General features: G+C 67.2%; 17 protein-coding genes. 8 read left to right on the forward strand and 9 right to left on the reverse strand.

Going from position 1 to position 17,951, the window contains the following annotated elements; genetic code table 11:
• Positions 1-116 precede the first annotated feature (116 nt).
• Positions 117-1,334: a pre-mycofactocin synthase MftD gene (gene mftD / locus ACE11G_RS03615; RefSeq protein WP_045536379.1), complete on the forward strand. Its 1,218-nt coding sequence runs from the start codon at positions 117-119 to the stop codon at positions 1,332-1,334.
• Between the two features lie 103 nt (positions 1,335-1,437).
• Here mftD and ACE11G_RS03620 read toward each other — a convergent pair whose 3' ends face one another.
• The 3 genes from ACE11G_RS03620 to ACE11G_RS03630 form a co-directional block, all read right to left on the reverse strand.
• A complete protein-coding gene (locus ACE11G_RS03620; RefSeq protein ID WP_006895666.1) occupies positions 1,438-2,730 on the reverse strand; it encodes an alkane 1-monooxygenase in 1,293 nt (430 codons plus the stop codon).
• 206 nt (positions 2,731-2,936) lie between these two features.
• Positions 2,937-3,737: a mycofactocin-coupled SDR family oxidoreductase gene (locus ACE11G_RS03625; RefSeq protein ID WP_006895665.1), complete on the reverse strand. Its 801-nt coding sequence runs from the start codon at positions 3,735-3,737 to the stop codon at positions 2,937-2,939.
• A 135-nt stretch (positions 3,738-3,872) separates the two neighbouring features.
• The gene (locus ACE11G_RS03630; protein WP_045536410.1) at positions 3,873-4,985 is read right to left on the reverse strand and encodes a CaiB/BaiF CoA-transferase family protein; all 1,113 of its coding nucleotides are present in this window, start codon (positions 4,983-4,985) and stop codon (positions 3,873-3,875) included.
• 184 nt (positions 4,986-5,169) lie between these two features.
• Between ACE11G_RS03630 and mftE the strand changes: the two genes are divergently transcribed.
• The 4 genes from mftE (at position 5,170) to ACE11G_RS03650 (ending at position 9,664) form a co-directional block, all read left to right on the forward strand.
• Complete coding sequence (gene mftE, locus ACE11G_RS03635; RefSeq protein WP_039867067.1) at positions 5,170-5,883, forward strand: mycofactocin biosynthesis peptidyl-dipeptidase MftE; 714 nt, start codon at positions 5,170-5,172, stop codon at positions 5,881-5,883.
• Positions 5,880-7,295: a mycofactocin biosynthesis glycosyltransferase MftF gene (gene mftF, locus ACE11G_RS03640; RefSeq protein ID WP_278124821.1), complete on the forward strand. Its 1,416-nt coding sequence runs from the start codon at positions 5,880-5,882 to the stop codon at positions 7,293-7,295. The genes mftE and mftF overlap by 4 nt, the downstream gene beginning before the upstream one ends.
• Before the next feature lie 18 nt (positions 7,296-7,313).
• Positions 7,314-8,624 (forward strand): mycofactocin system GMC family oxidoreductase MftG, encoded by a 1,311-nt coding sequence (mftG, locus tag ACE11G_RS03645; RefSeq protein ID WP_006895661.1) that lies wholly within the window; start codon positions 7,314-7,316, stop codon positions 8,622-8,624.
• Positions 8,625-8,824: 200 nt separating this feature from the next.
• A complete protein-coding gene (locus tag ACE11G_RS03650) occupies positions 8,825-9,664 on the forward strand; it encodes a PIG-L deacetylase family protein (RefSeq protein WP_006895660.1) in 840 nt (279 codons plus the stop codon).
• Here ACE11G_RS03650 and ACE11G_RS03655 read toward each other — a convergent pair.
• From ACE11G_RS03655 to ACE11G_RS03680, 6 genes are all read right to left on the reverse strand, one after another.
• Positions 9,643-10,308, reverse strand: coding sequence for a vitamin K epoxide reductase family protein (locus ACE11G_RS03655; protein ID WP_006895659.1), 666 nt, complete (start codon positions 10,306-10,308; stop codon positions 9,643-9,645). The genes ACE11G_RS03650 and ACE11G_RS03655 overlap by 22 nt on opposite strands.
• Before the next feature lie 6 nt (positions 10,309-10,314).
• Positions 10,315-11,064, reverse strand: a complete 750-nt coding sequence (locus tag ACE11G_RS03660; protein ID WP_006895658.1) for a thioredoxin domain-containing protein — start codon at positions 11,062-11,064, stop codon at positions 10,315-10,317.
• A 138-nt stretch (positions 11,065-11,202) separates the two neighbouring features.
• Positions 11,203-11,694, reverse strand: a complete 492-nt coding sequence (locus ACE11G_RS03665; protein ID WP_045536388.1) for a hotdog fold domain-containing protein — start codon at positions 11,692-11,694, stop codon at positions 11,203-11,205.
• Positions 11,695-11,737: 43 nt separating this feature from the next.
• Positions 11,738-13,168, reverse strand: coding sequence for a wax ester/triacylglycerol synthase domain-containing protein (locus ACE11G_RS03670; protein ID WP_045536390.1), 1,431 nt, complete (start codon positions 13,166-13,168; stop codon positions 11,738-11,740).
• 14 nt (positions 13,169-13,182) lie between these two features.
• Positions 13,183-14,346 (reverse strand): peptidoglycan bridge formation glycyltransferase FemA/FemB family protein, encoded by a 1,164-nt coding sequence (locus ACE11G_RS03675; RefSeq protein WP_231875644.1) that lies wholly within the window; start codon positions 14,344-14,346, stop codon positions 13,183-13,185.
• A gap of 150 nt (positions 14,347-14,496) precedes the next feature.
• Positions 14,497-15,864 carry a wax ester/triacylglycerol synthase domain-containing protein gene (locus tag ACE11G_RS03680; RefSeq protein ID WP_375003702.1) on the reverse strand — a complete coding sequence of 456 codons (1,368 nt, stop codon included), beginning with the start codon at positions 15,862-15,864 and terminating at the stop codon, positions 14,497-14,499.
• Between the two features lie 452 nt (positions 15,865-16,316).
• Here ACE11G_RS03680 and rpsJ point away from each other — a divergent pair, with 452 nt between their 5' ends.
• From rpsJ to rplD, 3 genes are read left to right on the forward strand one after another with little or no spacing between them, the layout of a single operon-like run.
• Positions 16,317-16,622: a 30S ribosomal protein S10 gene (gene rpsJ, locus ACE11G_RS03685; protein WP_003938093.1), complete on the forward strand. Its 306-nt coding sequence runs from the start codon at positions 16,317-16,319 to the stop codon at positions 16,620-16,622.
• Positions 16,623-16,638: 16 nt separating this feature from the next.
• The gene (gene rplC / locus ACE11G_RS03690; RefSeq protein ID WP_006895652.1) at positions 16,639-17,295 is read left to right on the forward strand and encodes a 50S ribosomal protein L3; all 657 of its coding nucleotides are present in this window, start codon (positions 16,639-16,641) and stop codon (positions 17,293-17,295) included.
• Positions 17,292-17,951 (forward strand): 50S ribosomal protein L4, encoded by a 660-nt coding sequence (gene rplD, locus ACE11G_RS03695; protein WP_006895650.1) that lies wholly within the window; start codon positions 17,292-17,294, stop codon positions 17,949-17,951. The genes rplC and rplD overlap by 4 nt, the downstream gene beginning before the upstream one ends.

A 17,951-nucleotide genomic window follows, 5' to 3' on the forward strand; every position in this document is an offset into this window, starting at 1 on the left:
GCTCAACTGGCCTGAGAAGGACGCTCGTTCAACTGGCCTGGCGAGACGCTCGCTCAACAAGCCCGCCCAGCACAACGCGAACTCTCACATCATTCACAGCAGGAAAGAGACTGATCATGTCCAAGTTCTCCGAACTCATGGAGAAGAACCCGTGGCGTCAGAACCCGTGGTTCGAGACCATCGGCGAGGCGCAGCGTCGAGCCAAGAAGCGGTTGCCGAAGACGGTCTACTCGTCGCTGATCGCCGGCACTCAGGCCGGTATCACCGTCAACGACAATGTGGACGCCTTCGGGGAGCTCGGGTTCTCGCCGCACGTCATCGGGGTGAAGCCGGAGCGCAATCTCGCCACCCGCGTCATGGGGCAGGACCTCCCGTTCCCGGTGATGATCTCGCCCACCGGTGTGCAGGCGGTCAATCCCGACGGCGAAGTGGCGGTGGCGCGAGCCGCGGCCAACCGCGGAACCGCGATGGGACTGTCCAGCTTCGCGTCGAAGCCGGTGGAGGAAGTGACCGCGGTCAACGACAAGATCTTCTTCCAGATCTACTGGCTCGGCAGTCGTGAGGACATCCTGGCGCGCGCCGAGCGCGCCCGCGCGGCCGGCTGCAAGGGCCTGATCGTCACCACCGACTGGGTGTTCAACGTCGGGCGCGACTGGGGCAGCCCGGAGATCCCCGAGCAGGTCGACTTCAACGCCGTAGCCAAGCTGGCGCCTGAGATGATCACCAAGCCCCGGTACGCGATGAGCTGGTTCCGCGACGGCAAGCTCATCATCCCCGACCTGAGTGCGCCGAACATCGCGCACAAGGGCGAGCCGGGACCGACCTTCTTCGACGTCTACGGCCAGTGGATGAACACTCCGCCGCCCACCTGGGAGGACATCCAGTGGCTGCGTGAGCAGTGGGGCGGCGAGTTCATGATCAAGGGCATCACCCGAATCGACGATGCGCGCCGCGCGGTCGACATCGGCGCCACCGCGATCTCCGTCTCCAATCACGGCGGCAACAATCTCGACGGCACGCCGGCCACGATCCGCGTCCTCGGACCGATCGCGGACGCGGTCGGCAACGAGGTCGACGTTCTGCTCGACGGTGGCATCCGCCGCGGCAGCGACGTGGTCAAAGCGCTCGCACTGGGCGCCAAGGCCGTCATGATCGGCCGCGCCTACCTGTGGGGTCTTGCCGCCAACGGGCAGACCGGCGTGGAGAACGTCCTCGACCTGCTTCGCATGGGCGTCGACTCGGCGATGATGGGTCTGGGTAAATCCGACGTCGCCGATCTCTCGCGAGCCGACCTGATCATCCCCGAAGGATTCGAGCAGATTCACGGCGCGTGAGTCACGGGGCGACCCGTCGACGGCGATTCGGCCGGCGGCCCTGATCGGGGCCGCCGGCCGATCACATTCGCCGAGTCACCGTCGTCAAGTCATCGCCTGGCCGTCACGTCTTCGCGTGAGTGAACCGACCCCATACGGTGTCGACGACGCCGACCGCGGGCCGCGGCGTCACGCCCCGCGGCTTCTCCCGGCCCTTCGACGGAGGTGCGATCGCGGCAGCCCGTTCGGTGGCGGGCGGCGGGAACCTCCGCAGGAGCCGCTCGCGTCGCGACGGCTGCACGTTGGCGCGCATCACGTCGCCGCGGTAGTGAGCCACCACGCGCGGGTCCATCACGCGTCGCCACAGGGGAGGCATCAGTGCCAGCAGCAGCATCGCCGCGTAACCGGCCGGCATCTGCGGCGCGGTGTCGTACGACCGCAGCGCTTGATAGCGGCGCCGCGGATTCGCGTGATGGTCCGAGTGGCGCTGCAGATGGTAGAGGAACAGGTTGCTGCAGATGTAGTCGCAGTTCCAGCTGTGCTCGGGAAGAATCTTTCCCGGACGTCCGTTCTCACCGACGGGCCGGAGGAGTCCGTAGTGCTCGATGTAGTTGACGCCTTCGAGGATCAGTGCCGAGATGGCTGCCTGCAGGACGAACCAGGGAAGAACGCCGGGGCCGAAGGCGATCGCGACGGCCGCTGCCAGCACCGCGGTGAGCAGCCAGGTCTGGACGACGTCGTTGCGCAGCGTCCAGAAACCCTTGCCCTGCCGCCGGAGCCGGTCGCGCTCGAGCCGGATACCCGAGCGCAGCCCGCCGAAGATCGCGCGGGGCCAGAACGCCCACAGCGATTCGCCCAGCCGTGCGCTCGCCGGGTCGCCGGGTGTCGCGACCAGGACGTGATGTCCGACGTTGTGCTCGATGTAGAAGTGTCCGTATGCGCTGGGAGCGAGCGCGATCTTGGCCAGCGACTTCTCCAGCCGCGGCTTCTTGTGACCGAGTTCGTGCGCCACATTGATCGCGATGGCGCTCGAGACCGCGATCGTCATCGACATGGCGATGCGCTCACCGGTGGCCATCGGCGCGTGCGCCAGACACCAGAAGCCGAAGAAGAATCCCGCGTACTGGACCGGAAGATAGGCGTACACGCACCAGCGGTAGTACGGGTCCGCTTCAAGACGCGCCAGAACCTCGTCGGGCGGATTCACTTGATCGAGCCGGACGAGTAGATCGATCAGAGGAATCAGTACCACGAAAACGAGGAAACCGACGGCCCAGAAGATCCCCCACGACAGATAATGAACCAGCAACCACGCGATGCCGGGGCCGAAAGCCGCCACGATGCCGAGAGGCCAGAGATAGCGTTTGCGGTCGCGCCATCGGTCGGCCTGATCCGGTTGCCGCCCCTGTCGTCGCATACCCCTCGCCTCCCCACCGCTGCCCCCGACGGCCGGTGATTTCAAGACTTACTTCACATCGGCGTCGGATACTCGGATATCGACGAGGAAAGCAGGTTCGTTATCCGGTTTTCACGCCGATGATGACCGCAGGCACGGATCTGACCGACACCGTCTTCGCATGTCAGACGAATGAGACATGCTCGGCGGACGCGGCCGCGATCGAGTCAGACCTTCGAATGACCCATGTCGATCTGGAACTCGGCGCCGGTGACCGACTGGGCCGTCGAGAGGTACAGCACGGCGTCGGACAGATCGTCGAGGCTGGCGACCGGGTAGTGGCCGAGCATTGACGGGAAGTGCATGCCGTACTCCTCGAAGGCCTTCATCGCGGAGGTGTCTTCGAGCCCCATCGGGGTGTGCACCGCGTACGGGTGGACGGTGTTGACGCGGATGCGCTTGGGCCCGAGTTCCTTGGCGGCGGTCTGCGCCAGGCCGCGCAACCCGAACTTGGACGCCGAGTACGACGCCTGCACCGGCATCGCCTTGAGGCCGGCGACGGACGAGATGATGGTGATGCTGCCGCCGTTGCCCGCGTCCAGGATCGCCGGAATGGACGCCTTCAACGTCTTCCAGGTGCCGACCAGGTTCACATCGATCACATCGGTGAACTGCTCCTCGGACAGTTCCCACGTGAGGCCCCAGGTGAGAATGCCGGCGTTGGCCACGACATGGTCCAGGCGACCGAACTGTTCGACGCCGTCGGCCACGAGCTGCTCCTGGAAGGCGAGGTCGCGGGTATCGCCCTGCCGCGCGAGGATCTTGCCGCCCGCTTCTTCGACGAGCCGGACGGTCTCGGCGAGGTCGTCAGCGGTCGACGGCGGGTAGGTCATGTGGTCGGCCACCGGGCCGGCGAGGTCCATGCCGATGACGGACGCGCCTTCGCGTGCGAACCGGACCGCGTGGTTGCGCCCCTGGCCGCGTGCGATGCCGGTGATGTAGACGACCTGACCGTCGAACTGTCCCATGCTGGTATGCCTCTCGTCACAATGCCCTGAGAGCCAAACTGTAACACGTTCTAGTCAATCGGAAACGGCCGGGACGCACGACGCCGGAGGGCGTGCGTCGTGCGTCCCGGCCGTCGGGCCGAGTCGGAGTAGGTCTCAGTCCTGCCAGACCGTCGCCGGGTCGGTGGCCTCACGTGCGGGGCCGACGGGGGTCTGCGTGGCCGATCGCTGGAACCGCGGTGCCACCTGCGCCTGCGTGACGCCGTCGATCTCGACGAGCGTGCCGCGGGCGGCCAGGTGCGGATCGTGAGGAGCCTCGGTGAAGTCGAGGATCGGGGACGTGCAGGCGTCGGTGCCGTCGAAGATCGCCGCCCACTCGTCGCGCGTCTTGGTCTTGAACGTGTCGGCGAAGATCTGCTTCAGCTCGCCCCACTTCGCGGTGTCGAGCTGATTCGGCAGCGACGCCGGGTCGAGTTCGAGACCTTTCAGGAGTTCGGCGTAGAACTGCGGTTCGATGGCGCCGACGGCCATCCACTTGCCGTCGGAGGTCTCGTACACCTCGTAGAACGGGGCGCCGGTGTCCAGGAGGTTGACTCCGCGCCGGTCCTGCCAGAGTCCGGTGCCGCGGAAGGCCCACATCATCTGCCCGAGGACCGACGCTCCGTCGCACATCGCGGCGTCGATGACCTCGCCCTTACCTGAGGCGGCACGCTCGACCAGTGCGGCGAGGACGCCCATGACCAGGAACATCGAGCCGCCGCCGAAGTCGCCGACCAGGTTCAACGGCGGGGTCGGCTTCTCGTTCGGGCGGCCGATGGCGTGCAGCATTCCGGTGAGCGAGATGTAGTTCATGTCGTGTCCGGCGAGGTCGGCGCGCGGACCGTCCTGACCCCAGCCCGTCATCCGGCCGTAAATCAGCCCGGGGTTCACCGCGTGCAGATCGTCCGGACCGAAGCCGAGCCGCTCCATGACGCCGGGGCGGAAGCCCTCGATGACCACATCGGCTTTGGCGACCAGGTTGAGAATGGTCTCGCGATCGGCCGGGTTCTTCAGATTGGCTTCGATGACGCGGCGGCCGCGCAGCAGGGCGTCGGCGTTCCGCTCCGGAGACGGCAGTTCGCCTGGCCGCTGGACGCGCACGACGTCGGCGCCGAGGTCGGCCAGCAGCATCGCGGCGTGCGGTCCGGGGCCGATGCCCGCGAACTCGATGACGCGGATGTCGGCGAGGGGGCCGGAACGTCCGGACGGCCGGCGGGTGGGAGTAGACACGGGGAGGACTCCGTTCACAGGTATCACCACGACCTGACGGCGTGGTCTGGGTCACGTGCGGTCGTCACTATACACGTGTACCGGATTCGCACTGATGGTGTCAGTGGTTCGGATGAGGCGCGCAGACCGGCAAAAGGGCCCCAACGGTTCCCTAGCCAGGGGGCACGTCGGTAACGTTGTCGCAATGACACCGGCGACCGAATTGGCGTCCCGGACGTGGCATGAACTGGTCGGGGCCGAGCCGACGTTAGTCGTGCCGGTCGGGGCTGTCGAACAGCATGGCCCGCATCTGCCGCTCGACACAGATGCGCGCATTGCAGACGCCGTGTCGCGCGAAGCGGTTGCCGCACTGGATGATTCGTCGGATGTTCTGGTGGCGCCGTCGATCTCGTACGGCGCTTCGGGCGAGCACGAGGGCTTCCCGGGGACCGTCTCGATCGGGCGTGAGGCCCTCCGACTGCTGGTTCTCGAGTACGGGCGCAGCGCGATGCGCTGGGCCGGTCGGCTGCTGTTCGTGAACGCCCACGGCGGCAACGCGCACGCGATCGCGGACGCCGTCGCGCGGTTGCGCTACGAGGGACGCGACGCGGCCTGGTTTCCCTGTGCGTTCCCGTCGGCCGACGCGCATGCCGGCCTCACCGAGACGAGCGTGGTACTGGACCTCGCGCCGGAGTCGGTCCGCCGGGACCTGCTCGCGGCCGGGAACACGGCGCCGATCGCCGAACTGCTCGATCCGATGCGAAAGGGTGGCGTCGCGGCCGTCTCGGCCACCGGAGTGCTCGGCGATCCCACTGCCGCGAATCCGGCGCTCGGTCGTCGGCTCCTTGCGGACCTGGCCGGGCAGTTGGCGGAATCGGTGCGTGCCTGGGACGTCGACGAGGCGGGGAGGCTTCGGTGACGCCACCGGTGAACGCCGACCTCCCGGTAGGGTTCCAGGTCCAGATCGATCCGCGCTGCGTTCGGCGCGGCGACCTCCGCAACCTGGTCGGCGGCTCGCCGCTGCGGGTGCTGAAGCTCTCGGATGCAGCGCTGGGGATGACTTCCGCGGACGGTCGGATCGAAGTCAGCGACGCCGGGACGCGCAGCCTCGCCCGAACCCTGCTCGACGCCGGAATCGCACACCCGCGCCCGATGGTCGGACCCAAGGAGTGCGAGGTCACGGTGGTGATCCCGGTGCGCGACAATCAGGCGGGTGTGGACCGACTCGTCGAAGCGCTTCCCGGGCTGCGGGTGATCGTGGTGGACGATGCCTCGTCGCGGCCGATGACTGTTCCCGACGACGAACGCCTCCGTGTGATCCGGCTGGAGGTGAACGCGGGGCCCGCGGCCGCGCGCAACGCCGGTTTCGACGCCGCCGACACCGAGTTCGTCGCCTTCCTCGACTCAGACACCCGCCCGTGCGGTGAGTGGCTGACGATGCTGCTGAGTCACTTCTCCGATCCCGCGGTCGCGATCGTCGCACCGCGGATCGTCGGACTCGGCGACACCGCGGGCCGCGACGGACGGACGCCGGTGGCGGCCTACGCGAACAGGTACTCCTCACTGGACATGGGGCCGAATGAGGGCCCGGTGCGGCCGGGCACTCCGATCGCGTACGTGCCGAGCGCGGCGATGGTGGTGCGTCGCGCCGCCTTCGCCCGGTTCGATGAGTCGCTGCGTGTAGCTGAGGACGTCGATCTGTGCTGGCGCACGCACGCGGCCGGTTGGGTGGTCCGATACGACCCGGTCGCGCACGTCGCACACGACCATCGGCAGTCGCTCCGGGCGATGCTCGACCGCCGTCGCTTCTACGGCACCGGCGCGGCTGAACTCGCGAGTCGGCATGATCGGTTGGCCGCTCCGGTGATGACGAGCATTCCGCTGGCGGTCGCGGTGGTGTCGCTGCTGACTCGGACCAGGATCGGCCTGGGAGTGGCGATGCTGGTCTCCGGCTGGATCTTCGGTCGCATCCGGAAGCCGCTCGCAGGCGTGCCGGCGCGTGACCTCATCGCAGCGCGCAACGTCGGCCGAGCGCTGGGCTACGGTGTCCTGCAGATCTGGTCGGCGGCCCTGCGTCACTACTGGCCGCTGTCGCTGCTCGGTCTGGTGGTCTCGTCGCGATTCCGACGGTGGTTCCTTGAGGCCGCGGTGGCCGAGGCTGCGGTGATGTGGTTGCGATCCCGGATCGCCGAGCCGTCGTCGCCGATGGTGGAACCGGTGGGGTACTCGGTGATCCGGCGGCTCGACGACTTCGCCTACGGACTCGGCCTGTGGCAGGGTGCGGTGACCAATCGCGACTGGTCGGCGCTGCGGCCTGTCGTCACCCGCTGACACGGACCGCGTGAGGCGATGAGCGGCCACCGGGCGCGTGCCGTCGAGACCGCCGACGTGGTCGTCGTGGGAGCGGGCAGCGCCGGGTGCGTGGTGGCCGATCGGCTGTCGCGCGATGCTGGCAGGAAGACCCTGCTTCTCGAGGCGGGGCATGCCCTACCTCCGCGTACGGCGGTGACCGCGATGAGCCGGCTGCCGATCGCGCCGGGAAGCGAGCGCGTGCGGCGAGTGCGGGAGCGGCGCGGACGCGATGTGGTGCGCGGCTATGGCGCCGGCGGGTCGTCCGCGGTCAACGGCGGCTATTTCCTGCGCGGACACCGCGACGACTATGCGGCGTGGCCGTGGCCGGCGAGCCGGATCGACGACGCCTTCGACGTGCTCGACGGCGGTGCCGCCGGGGGCGGGGTGATGCGCGTGCGGGAGGTTCTCGACGGCGAACTCGGTCCGGCGGGGTCGGCCTTCGAGACTTATTGGCGAACCCGCGTGGCCGCGGGACCCGAGGGCGCTTGGCCGGTGGTCGGCGTGAATCGGGTCCGCAGCAACAGCATCCGCGACGGGGGAGTGTTACGGCGGTGGACGGCGATGGAGGCCTTCGCCCCCGCGGTCCGAGGCGGGAGCGAGGTGATATCGCTGGCCTCTGCGGGTGGACGGGTGACGGGAGTGCACACCGCCGCCGGGCGCATCGACGCCGCCACCGTGGTGCTCACCGCGGGCACGCTGGGCACGGCAGAGCTGGTGTTGCCGCTGCTGGGCGGGGAACTGTCGGTGTACGAGCATCCCGAATCGCTGGTGCGCTTCGCCGCTCGGCGCCCCCTCCGGACGCAGGTGCTGCTGCCGACCGTGGTGCACACCGCAGACGGCCTCGAAATCCGCTGCTACAGCGATGATTTCGCGTCGTTCATCGATGGGATTCCAGCCGGGGGCGTCCCGATCGGAGTCGCGGACATGACTCACGGCACCACCGGGCGCATCGGCATCGAGGGCGATGAGGTGGTGATCGATCTCGGTGTGCCCGACGCCGGCGGTCTCGAGCGGTTGTCGGAGGGAGTTGACGAGGTGCTGGAGATGCTGCACTCGCCGGCGTTCGACGGCCTCGTCGAGCCGGGATCGGTGACGGTGGATCCGGTGGTCGGGCTGTCGTCACATGCCTGGGGGACGCTCCCGCTGGGGGCGACCGTGGCACCGGACGGTTCCGTTCACGGCGTTCCCGGGCTCCACGTCGCCGACGGGTCGGTGCTGCCCGCGCCGCTGCGTTCGGGGCCGCACGCGAGTGTGATGGCGACGGCGGCGCTGATCGCCGAGGAACTGGTGGCGGGCGAGTCGGTCTGATCTGCCCGCGCCGAGTCGGGCGATCAGATGAAGTTCGTCGCGCCGCTTCCGGAAGGTCGGAGAAGGTCGGCACCGGATCGGCCGGAAACCGCAGTTCACGGGGGTTCTCTGCTGTAAAATCCGTTGGCCTGCCTGGTCAGCGCATTATCCGGCTGAACGACCGATTCTGATGGTCCACACCGGCCATTAGCGTCGGCGCGATGATGAGTGAGCGCGATTACCAAGAGCGGTCGCTGGCGGCGGTGATGAGCGGTGAGGCGAGGTGTGCCTTCCTCTTCGCACACTACGACGACAGCGTCTTCGACGCCTTTCACGCCATGGCGCATGCGAGCGGCGGAGCCATCGACATAGTCCTGTGCACCGAGTGCCCACGGGGTCGATGGGGCGAGTTCCGTCGACGATCGCTGCCGCCGGCGCTTCGCAACTCATTGCCGGTGAAGGTCGCGGCCAGATTCGTGGGCCGTCCGGTATTCGCCGAGTGGGACTACTACTGCGGACTCGCACTGACACCGGCCGAAGTGATCGACGTGCGCAGAGCCGAGCACGCCGCGGCGTGTGCAGCGGCGGGCGTACCGACGTTCGCCCTGGGCGATTACGAGGTGCAGTACTCGCGGTCGAGCCGCACGCGCTATCGACACGCGGTCGACGCGGCGACGGCACTGCTTCGGGATCACGATGTTCAGACGATCGTCACGCACCCCGCCTCCGCTCGTCATCCGGATCACCGACGCACGCATCGGTTGGCGCAGGAATGCCGCGAGCGCACCGGCGTCGATCTGGTGACGGTGTGCGAGCGGCCGTACACGGTGTGTTCGGAGGCCGACGGGTGCCGGGAGGTCGAGACCGACTCGGCGCTCGTCGCCTCACTGCTCCCGCTGGCGGATGAGGAGTGGGCGGGAAAGCTGGCCGCGACCAACGAGTACCGTACCCAGATCGGCGGACTCGAGAAGACCTTCGGATCGGCGTGGATGGACCGTGACCGACTCGGCGTCGAGTGCTATCACAGCCTCTGCGGCTCTCAGATCAGCGTGCGCCAGTAGTCCCAGAACTGGACGGTGATCATGGCGATCACGACCACGTAGTAGACGGGCAGCGCGATCCACAGCCACTCGCGGGCCGACCGGCCGCCGCGCGAGTCGGGCAGCACGCGCGAGATGCTGAGGATCAGCACCACCGGCATCAGCGTCCACACCACCATGCAGTACGGGCACAGCGCGTGAATGCGGTAGAGGCTCTGGAAGATCAAGTAGCCGACGAAGACCTGGCCGAGTGCCGAGACGACGGCCTGTCCGGCCCAGTACCAGCGTGGCAGTCGGACTCGTGCGATCGACAGCACGGCGGTCACCAGGATCACCGCGAAGGCGGGCAGGCCGAGCAGCGGATTCGGGAATCCGAAGAACTTGCCCTGATCGGTCACCATCACCGATCCGCACGAGATGATCGGATTGATGCTGCACGCGGGCGTGAACGACGGATCGATGAGCAGTTGGATGCGGTCGAGCGTCAGTGCGACCGCGGCAGCCATCCCGAGAACACCGCACACCAGCAGCACCCAGGCGGCCACCACGGGCACCGGGCGACGCTCTCGCCAGAAGCCCCGGGGGGCGGGCGGTGCGGTCTCAACGTCGCTCGCCGTGACTACGGGCGAACCGTCCTCGATCTCGGCCGGCGTCTCATCCGTCATGGCGGGCTACTTCGCGAGGGCCGCGTTGACGGCGTCGGTCAGGCCCTGCGGTCCCGCCTGCGGGTCGAACTGCTGTCCGTTGATGCGGATCCACGGAGTGCCCTGGAACTCGGGATTGCTTGTCGTGTCGGCGGTCTGCTTGGCCACCCACTGACCGAACTGGTTGTTCTCGATGCAGTCGGTGATGCCTTCCGCGCCGGCCTGCTTCGCGAGCGAGATCAGTTCGCTGTCCGGGAGTCCGGCGCCGCCCTCCTCGGGCTGGTTGGTGAAGAGGAGATTGTGGAACTTGAGCCAGATGCTCCAGTCGCCGTTCTTGGCGGTCGATTCGGCGACGCACGTGGACGCGTTCATGGCGCGGCTGGAGTAATTCGTGGTCGACATCCGGTCGAGGAATGCGATCGGGTGGTAGTCGACAGCGACCTGCGGGTTCTTCTCGAGTTCGGCGAGGGTGCCGCCGAAGCTCTGCTCGAAGGCACGGCACCCGGGGCACTGGAAGTCCTCGACGGTGGTGATGACGACCTTGGGCTCCGTGCCCGCCGGCGCACTGGTGATCCGGATGGAGCCGTCCGGCCGCATCACGGTGGGCGTGTCGGAACCGCCGGTGGTCGAGGCGCTGTCCTTGTTGTGGTTGATCGCCCAGAACGTGACGCCGACTGCGATGACGATCAGCACCACCGCCGCACCGATTTTGTAGATGAGGGAACGGCGGCGCTCGGCCTGCCGAGGATCGATGACGGTCCGGTTCTTCTGGGCCACGATTCTCTTCCTCCGCTATCGCTCAGCGAGTCTCCGGCCACCCTGTGTGTCCGGCGGTTACGAGTGCAACCCTACTGGCAGTCGACTGAGAAACTCATTACAGACCTGCGGAAAGGACCAAGGGCGTGCCTGATTCGGTCACTTCGGCGTCACCCAGGTGGTGATGTCGCAGTGGACCACCTCGGTTCCCGCAGTATCGAGGATCCGGATCGTGACCATCACTTCACGACCCTCGGTGATGGTCGAGAAGTCCACCGGTTCGGCCAACTCCGCGTGGGCGGTCAGTCGCGTGGTGGCCTTGGCGAGGTACTGCGTGCTCATCGCCTTGGGGATCCAGCGGTGCCCCGTCGGCACGGTGGCCTCCATCAACATCCCCATCGCGGTCTCGGCGAGATTGCAGGCCGCGATGGCGTGAAAGGTTCCGAGGTGGTTGTGAACGCCGAACCAGTTGGGCGCCGAGACACGGCAGTATCCGGGTTCCATCTCCTCGACGAGCGGGAGAATGGTGCCGAAGTACGGCACGCGCGCGACCATGCCGAGCGAGAACAGTGCGTTGCCGAGCCGACCACCGGGCAGACGCTTGCGGAGGGAGTGCGTCGCACTGTTGGTGTTACCGGGAGTTGCAGTCATGAGTCCCGATGCTATCGGGCTGGACTCGGGTCGATCGTCGATGCTATCCGGCAGTGGTGCCGAGGGTGGCGTTCCGGAGATCTGCGTACGCTGCGTCGAGCGCTGACGCGTACACGGACGGGTCCGGTACGAGATCGGTGTCGCACAGCGCCGTGACCCCGCACCAGTCGTCGCCGGCACCGTGCGCGTGGGAGATGCCCGTGCCGTTGATCGGCCCGAATCCCAGCCCGCAGGCCTGCCGACAGTCCAGGAGACGGAGTTCGAACGGCAGCCGGTAAGCGGTCATCACCGACGTATTGAAAGGTCGGTCGTCGGGCTCGGCGCGCCGTGGATAGCCGCGGGAGTCTTCTGTTCGTCGTCGCAGTGCCCGGACCAGGAAACCCGGCGGTACGTAACCGACGGTCGCATCCGCGGAAGCCTCGGCACTATGGCTGAGTCTGAGGCGCTCGCCCAGCACTGCGTCGTGGACCGCCCGGAGTCGAGTGATCGGGTCCGGTTCGGTGCTGTGGAGGTCGACCGTCATCATGACGAATCGGTTGTTCCCTCGTCCGTTGTCCTCGGCCACGGTGCCGTCGGCTTCCCGTGGCCGGACCGTCATGGGAACCGACGCCACCAGTGAGCCGTCCGGCGGGCTGCCGACAGCGCAAAGATAATCGTGCATCGCCCTGCCGATCACGGTGAGAACAAGGTCGTTGACGGTGGCCGCGCCGACACCGCGACGGATCTGTCGGATCTCCGCCCACGGCCAGTAGACGACGGCCACGCCGCGCTTGGGTCCGACGGGACCGTCGACCGGGGTGACGGTCCGCTCGGCTGTCGGTACGGTGTAGCGCGCCGTGGCGCGCACCTTGTCTCTCTCATCGAGCGCACCCCGATAGTTGCGAGCCGCCCGACGGAATTCGGTGAGAGCCCGAGAAACCTGCATGAGCGCGGCGCCGCGCGTGTGGCTGTCGGACGCCTGCGGCACGTCCGGTTCAGAACTCTCGACCGATGGCTCCGGCCCGAACAGACTGGCGAGGATCGCTTGGAGCGCGATCCCGTCCGCAGCGGCGTGGTGGATGCGGACGGCCACGGCGAAGCCCTGGTCCGCTATCGGGCCGAATCCGTCGGGGCACCGGCTCACATGGATCTCCCACAGTGGACGGGACAAATCCATAGCGGATTCGGCCAGTTCTCCGAGGAACTCGAGGAAGCCGTCCGAGGTCATCGGGTCGTGCATGAACAAATGGCGATCGAGACGGAAGTCGTCGTCGTGCACCCAGACGGGGTACTCGAGGTCGAGCATCGACCGTCGGAGCCTGCGACGAAAGAGTGGCCCGCGCGTGCGTGCGGCGAACCACTCGTGCACGGCGGACTCCAGCGGCAGGTCGTGATCAGCGGCGCTCACGAAGAAACCACAGCACACGGTGATCTGACGAGATCGCGGTCCGTCGGTGTAGACGAACATCGCGTCCTTGGGCTGTAGGCGTTCCATCGTGGGACCTCGGTTCAGTGGCGCAGCAGTGCGCGGACGGAGTTCGCCGGAGCCCACCGAAACCAGTCCAGGTCGGGGTTGGCGATGACAGGACGGCGGCGCAATGCCGCTATGCCAGGCGACCGGGCCATCGTCATGAGGACGTGGTCGGCGGTGTCGAGCAGCACGGTGCGGAGCCTGCTGACGGGACGTTGGTAGCAGCCGACGTAGTCGACGACGTTCTTGCTGAAGCTGAGCTTGAATTGACCCACCCCGTGGAGTGGGTGCTCGGGTGTGTCGAGATGAGCGCGAGAGGGCGACCCGTACAAGTCGTACTCGGTGCAGCCGTTCTCGCGCGCCCACCTCATGATCTCCCATTGGACGGCGTGCCCGGCGCCGGTGGTCCCGAGGCCGCTCGAGGAACTGTCGTCCGATGCACTGCGCACGGAGGCGCCGGTCAGGTAGAGGGCGCGATGACCGAATCTGAGTGCGAAAGCCGTGGCGACCACCTCTCCTCGCCGGCGGGCGAAGAACAACTGACCGGCGCCGGACTTCTGCAGGTGCTGGTACGTCGTCGTCGCAGTGTGGAGATCGGGTATCCCGAATCGTCCGTTCGCGGTGGATCGGAGGAGATCGAAATTGATTCGGCAGTTCGCATCGGTCGCCTCGACCCGCTCCACCACCACATCCTCACGGGTCGCACGCTTGATCCATCGCCGGGCCCGCGTGCTGAATCTGGCCAGGACATCCTCGTCCGTGCCACTCAGATCGACCAGGATGGTGTGCTCGATGGTCCAGGTCATCGTCCGACTCAGACCGTGTGCGATCAGGGTAGCCTCAGCCTGCTCGGAGGCGGGAATATACGGATCGACGCGAATCGTCATCACGCCGAGTTCAGCAGCCAGCGGGGTGAGTGAATCGACGACGAGAACGAGGTCCTCGACCGAGGTGACACCCGGACCGGGGATCTGCCAGTAGTCGCCGAGCGTCGGGACAGTCGCGACCACAGCCAACACAGCCAGGTCGCCGACCATCAGATATTCGACGTGATGCCCTGCGAGCTGCTGGGTGTGTGCGAACGCGCGAGACCGGAAGACCGAACCTCCATCGGGGTTGGCGCGGATCAGGTCGTCCCATCGCTCGATCTCGCCGGCTGTCGCCTGTCTGGCCTCGCCGAGGGCGAACGTCGCGTTCTTCACATCTGTATCCGACTTACACATCCCGCGCTTCTCGGTGCTGCTCCTCTTTCTGAAAACGCATGAGAATGCAGCCTATCGCCGCCCTGGGTACGCGGTCAGTCGCACGTTCGGCCCAATTCCGTCCGCGGAGACGGGGCGGGCGCCCGGAGTTCAGTGGATGGTGTTCACGCAGGCGTCGGTGAGAACGGCAGCGTGATGACGGAGCTTGCCGAGGTAGTCGTCCAAGTCGCGCAACGCGCTGAGGTCTGCCGTCACGTTGATCGTCAGCCGGTCGCCGAGCGAGGTGACCACATGCTGCAACGTCATCCGATCGCCGATGTTGAGCCACATCAACTGGTCGATCACCGGATCACCGAGGAAGGTGGCGTCGACGAGATCGCTGCGGACGTTGGAGATCAGCGTGGCGGCGGTGCTCGCGGCCGGGGAATCGACGCCTGCTTCGGCGACGCCGGATCGCTGAGCCCGTTTCCTGGACAGACCGAGGACAGTCGGTGCGAGCCGAGTCTGCAAGGCGCGGAAGGCGATCGCATCCTCACTGCGGACCCGCGCCTTGGCAGCCGCGGTCGAGGCATGTACTCGCCGGAGCCGCTCGATCGGGTCGGATTCGTCGCCGTGCAGTTCCACGATCTCCTCGGAGAACGAGTTGGCGTCAGCGGTCAGATCGTCGGCCTGGAAGGGCGACGCGGCGTACAGCGGCACCGCCGGCTCGCCGCCGTCGAGCTCCGTCAAGGTCTCGAACAGCGCCCGGCCGATGATCGCGGTGACCGCATCGTTGACGGTGGCTCCCGGAACAACGTCGCGGACCGCGCGGACCTCGCGCAGACTCAACGGCACCGAACCGATGTGAATCGGTCCGCGCAGAGCTTTGTTGAAGCGCGTTCCCCGGGGGAGTTCGACTGACTTCAGGTTGGCGGCGTGCCGCGACAGACGCGGCAGCGCCGCGAGATGACGCACCAGTGCGGCCGGGATCGACAGCGCCGATCTCAGGTTCCCGGGCGGCCGGTGGCCGGGGACGGCCGGAGCGGGCACCGGCTCGTCGCGCAGCGCGCGGCGCATGACCGCGGCGATCTTGGTTCCGTCACCGGCCGCGTGATGGGTGCGCAGCACCACCAACGTGACCGGTCCGGGGTAGTCGAGATCCATGCCGGTCACGCCGGTGATCACCGTCAGATCCCACGGCGGCCGCGACAGATCGACCGGCGACGAGACCAGTTCCGCCACGATCCGTTCCGCGCCCGCCGGCTCGCCGCCGTCGACGACCCGGATGTGCGCGGCGACGTCGACAGACGCGTCCGTGACCCAGTGCGGCAGGCCGGCGTGGCCCCATGAGTGCCGCAGCGTGCGGGTGAACATCGGCCAGCAGTCGAGTCGTTCCCTCATCCAGGCGGCGACACGGGAGACGTCGAGTGACTCCCCGGTGGTGGCGACGACGTCGCAGTGGATGACGGACGTGACGGCGGGGGTCAGAGCGACGGTGTCGCGGACGCTCAGCGGGACAGCATCATGAATGTCGGTCATGCAGACGACAGTAGTGTCGTCTGTTCGGACTATCTCGCGAAGTGCGGGACGTCAGTCGCGAGTCACCCACGGAATCGGGCGCGTCGGCGGATTTGAGCTCATCGGCGGGGTGGTGCATACTATTCAGGTTGCCTCGCGTAGGGGCGAACAAACTTCCAGGACCGCAAAGCGCGGATCCGGGCGTGTAACGCGGGACCCACAGTGTGGGCTCGGATGAATTCTCATCCGGGGAACCGGACCGACACGCCCGACCGCGGGTGCCGGAGGCGAAGCCGACGAGAGTCGGCAGCCGGACGAGAGTTCGGCACCGTACAACGACAGTAGAACAGCGTCGATCCGCCAAATGTCAAGGCGTGGTCATGTGGCATCAGTTGCCGCCCGTGAGTGATCTCGGGTGTGGAGTCACGCGGTGTTGTGCTGTCGAGAGATGAACAGACGGAAGAGGACACAGCGTGGCGGGACAGAAGATCCGCATCAGGCTCAAGGCCTACGACCACGAGGCGATCGACGCTTCTGCGCGCAAGATCGTGGAGACCGTGACCCGCACGGGTGCGCGCGTGGTCGGCCCGGTGCCGTTGCCCACCGAAAAGAACGTGTACTGCGTCATCCGTTCGCCGCATAAGTACAAGGACAGCCGCGAACACTTCGAGATGCGCACGCACAAGCGACTCATCGACATCCTCGACCCGACGCCGAAGACGGTCGACGCGCTGATGCGCATCGATCTCCCGGCGAGTGTCGACGTCAACATTCAGTGACGGGGGATTGGATCAAATGAGCAATCAGAATGCAACCAAGGGCATCCTGGGCACCAAGCTCGGCATGACCCAGGTTTTCGACGAGAACAACCGGGTCGTCCCGGTGACCGTCATCGCGACCGGCTCCAACGTCGTCACCCAGCTGCGCACCGCAGACCGTGACGGCTACACCGCCGTTCAGCTCGCGTACGGCGCCGTCGACCCCCGCAAGGTGAGCAAGCCGGTCGCCGGCCAGTTCGCCAAGGCCGGCGTCACCCCGCGCCGCCACCTCACCGAGATCCGTGTCAACGACATCTCGGAGTTCGAGGTCGGCCAGGAGCTGGGTGCCGACATCTTCGCCGAAGGCGTGAAGGTGGACGTGACCGGTACGTCCAAGGGCAAGGGCTTCGCCGGTGTCATGAAGCGTCACGGCTTCGCCGGTCTGGGTGCCAGCCACGGTGCGCACCGCGTGCACCGTTCGCCGGGCTCCATCGGTGGCTGCGCCACGCCGGGTCGTGTCTTCAAGGGCACCCGCATGGCAGGCCGCATGGGCTCCGACAAGGTGACCACGCAGAACCTGACCGTCCACAAGGTGGACGCCGAAGCCGGTCTGCTGTTGATCAAGGGCGCGATCCCCGGCCGCAAGGGCGGCATCGTGGTGGTCCGCGACGCAGTGAAGGGTGGCGCCAAGTGAGCACCGAAACCGCAACCAAGCTGACGCTCGACGTCCGCAACGCCGACGGCACCACCAATGGCACCGTCGACCTGCCGGCCGAGCTCTTCGACCAGACCGCGAACATCGCGCTCATGCACCAGGTGGTCGTGGCCCAACAGGCCGCCGCCCGCCAGGGCACGCACTCGACCAAGACGCGTGGCGAGGTCTCCGGCGGCGGCGCCAAGCCGTACCGCCAGAAGGGCACCGGCCGCGCTCGTCAGGGCTCGATCCGCGCTCCGCAGTTCACCGGCGGCGGCACCGTTCACGGTCCGCAGCCGCGTGACTACACGCAGAAGGTCAACAAGAAGGTCAAGGCCGCTGCGCTGCGCGGCGCCCTGTCGGACCGTGCTCGCAACGAGCGCATCCACGTGGTGACCGAGCTCGTCGCCGGCCAGACCCCGTCGACCAAGGCTGCTCGCGAGTTCCTGGCGAAGCTGAGCGAGCGTCGCAAGTTCCTGGTGGTGCTGTCCCGTGAGGACGTCACCGCGTGGAAGAGCGTCGCCAACCTGGGCAACGTCCTGCCGATCGCGCCGGATCAGCTCAACACCTACGACGTCCTCGACTCGGATGAGGTCGTGTTCAGCGTTGAGACCCTGAACGCCTTCATCGAGCAGAACCAGAAGAAGGAGGCCTAG

The organism is Gordonia sp. PS3, assembly GCF_041950545.1.
Lineage (GTDB): Bacteria > Actinomycetota > Actinomycetes > Mycobacteriales > Mycobacteriaceae > Gordonia > Gordonia sihwensis.

What these genes read in the sequence shown, in the direction of transcription:
- mftD (WP_045536379.1), top strand. Translation starts at nt 117, where the DNA reads ATGTCCAAGTTCTCCGAACTCATGGAGAAGAACCCGTGGCGTCAGAAC.
- ACE11G_RS03620 (WP_006895666.1), bottom strand. Translation starts at nt 2,730, where the DNA reads ATGCGACGACAGGGGCGGCAACCGGATCAGGCCGACCGATGGCGCGAC.
- ACE11G_RS03625 (WP_006895665.1), bottom strand. Translation starts at nt 3,737, where the DNA reads ATGGGACAGTTCGACGGTCAGGTCGTCTACATCACCGGCATCGCACGC.
- mftE (WP_039867067.1), top strand. Translation starts at nt 5,170, where the DNA reads ATGACACCGGCGACCGAATTGGCGTCCCGGACGTGGCATGAACTGGTC.
- mftG (WP_006895661.1), top strand. Translation starts at nt 7,314, where the DNA reads ATGAGCGGCCACCGGGCGCGTGCCGTCGAGACCGCCGACGTGGTCGTC.
- ACE11G_RS03650 (WP_006895660.1), top strand. Translation starts at nt 8,825, where the DNA reads ATGATGAGTGAGCGCGATTACCAAGAGCGGTCGCTGGCGGCGGTGATG.
- ACE11G_RS03655 (WP_006895659.1), bottom strand. Translation starts at nt 10,308, where the DNA reads ATGACGGATGAGACGCCGGCCGAGATCGAGGACGGTTCGCCCGTAGTC.
- ACE11G_RS03665 (WP_045536388.1), bottom strand. Translation starts at nt 11,694, where the DNA reads ATGACTGCAACTCCCGGTAACACCAACAGTGCGACGCACTCCCTCCGC.
- ACE11G_RS03670 (WP_045536390.1), bottom strand. Translation starts at nt 13,168, where the DNA reads ATGGAACGCCTACAGCCCAAGGACGCGATGTTCGTCTACACCGACGGA.
- ACE11G_RS03680 (WP_375003702.1), bottom strand. Translation starts at nt 15,864, where the DNA reads ATGACCGACATTCATGATGCTGTCCCGCTGAGCGTCCGCGACACCGTC.
- rplC (WP_006895652.1), top strand. Translation starts at nt 16,639, where the DNA reads ATGAGCAATCAGAATGCAACCAAGGGCATCCTGGGCACCAAGCTCGGC.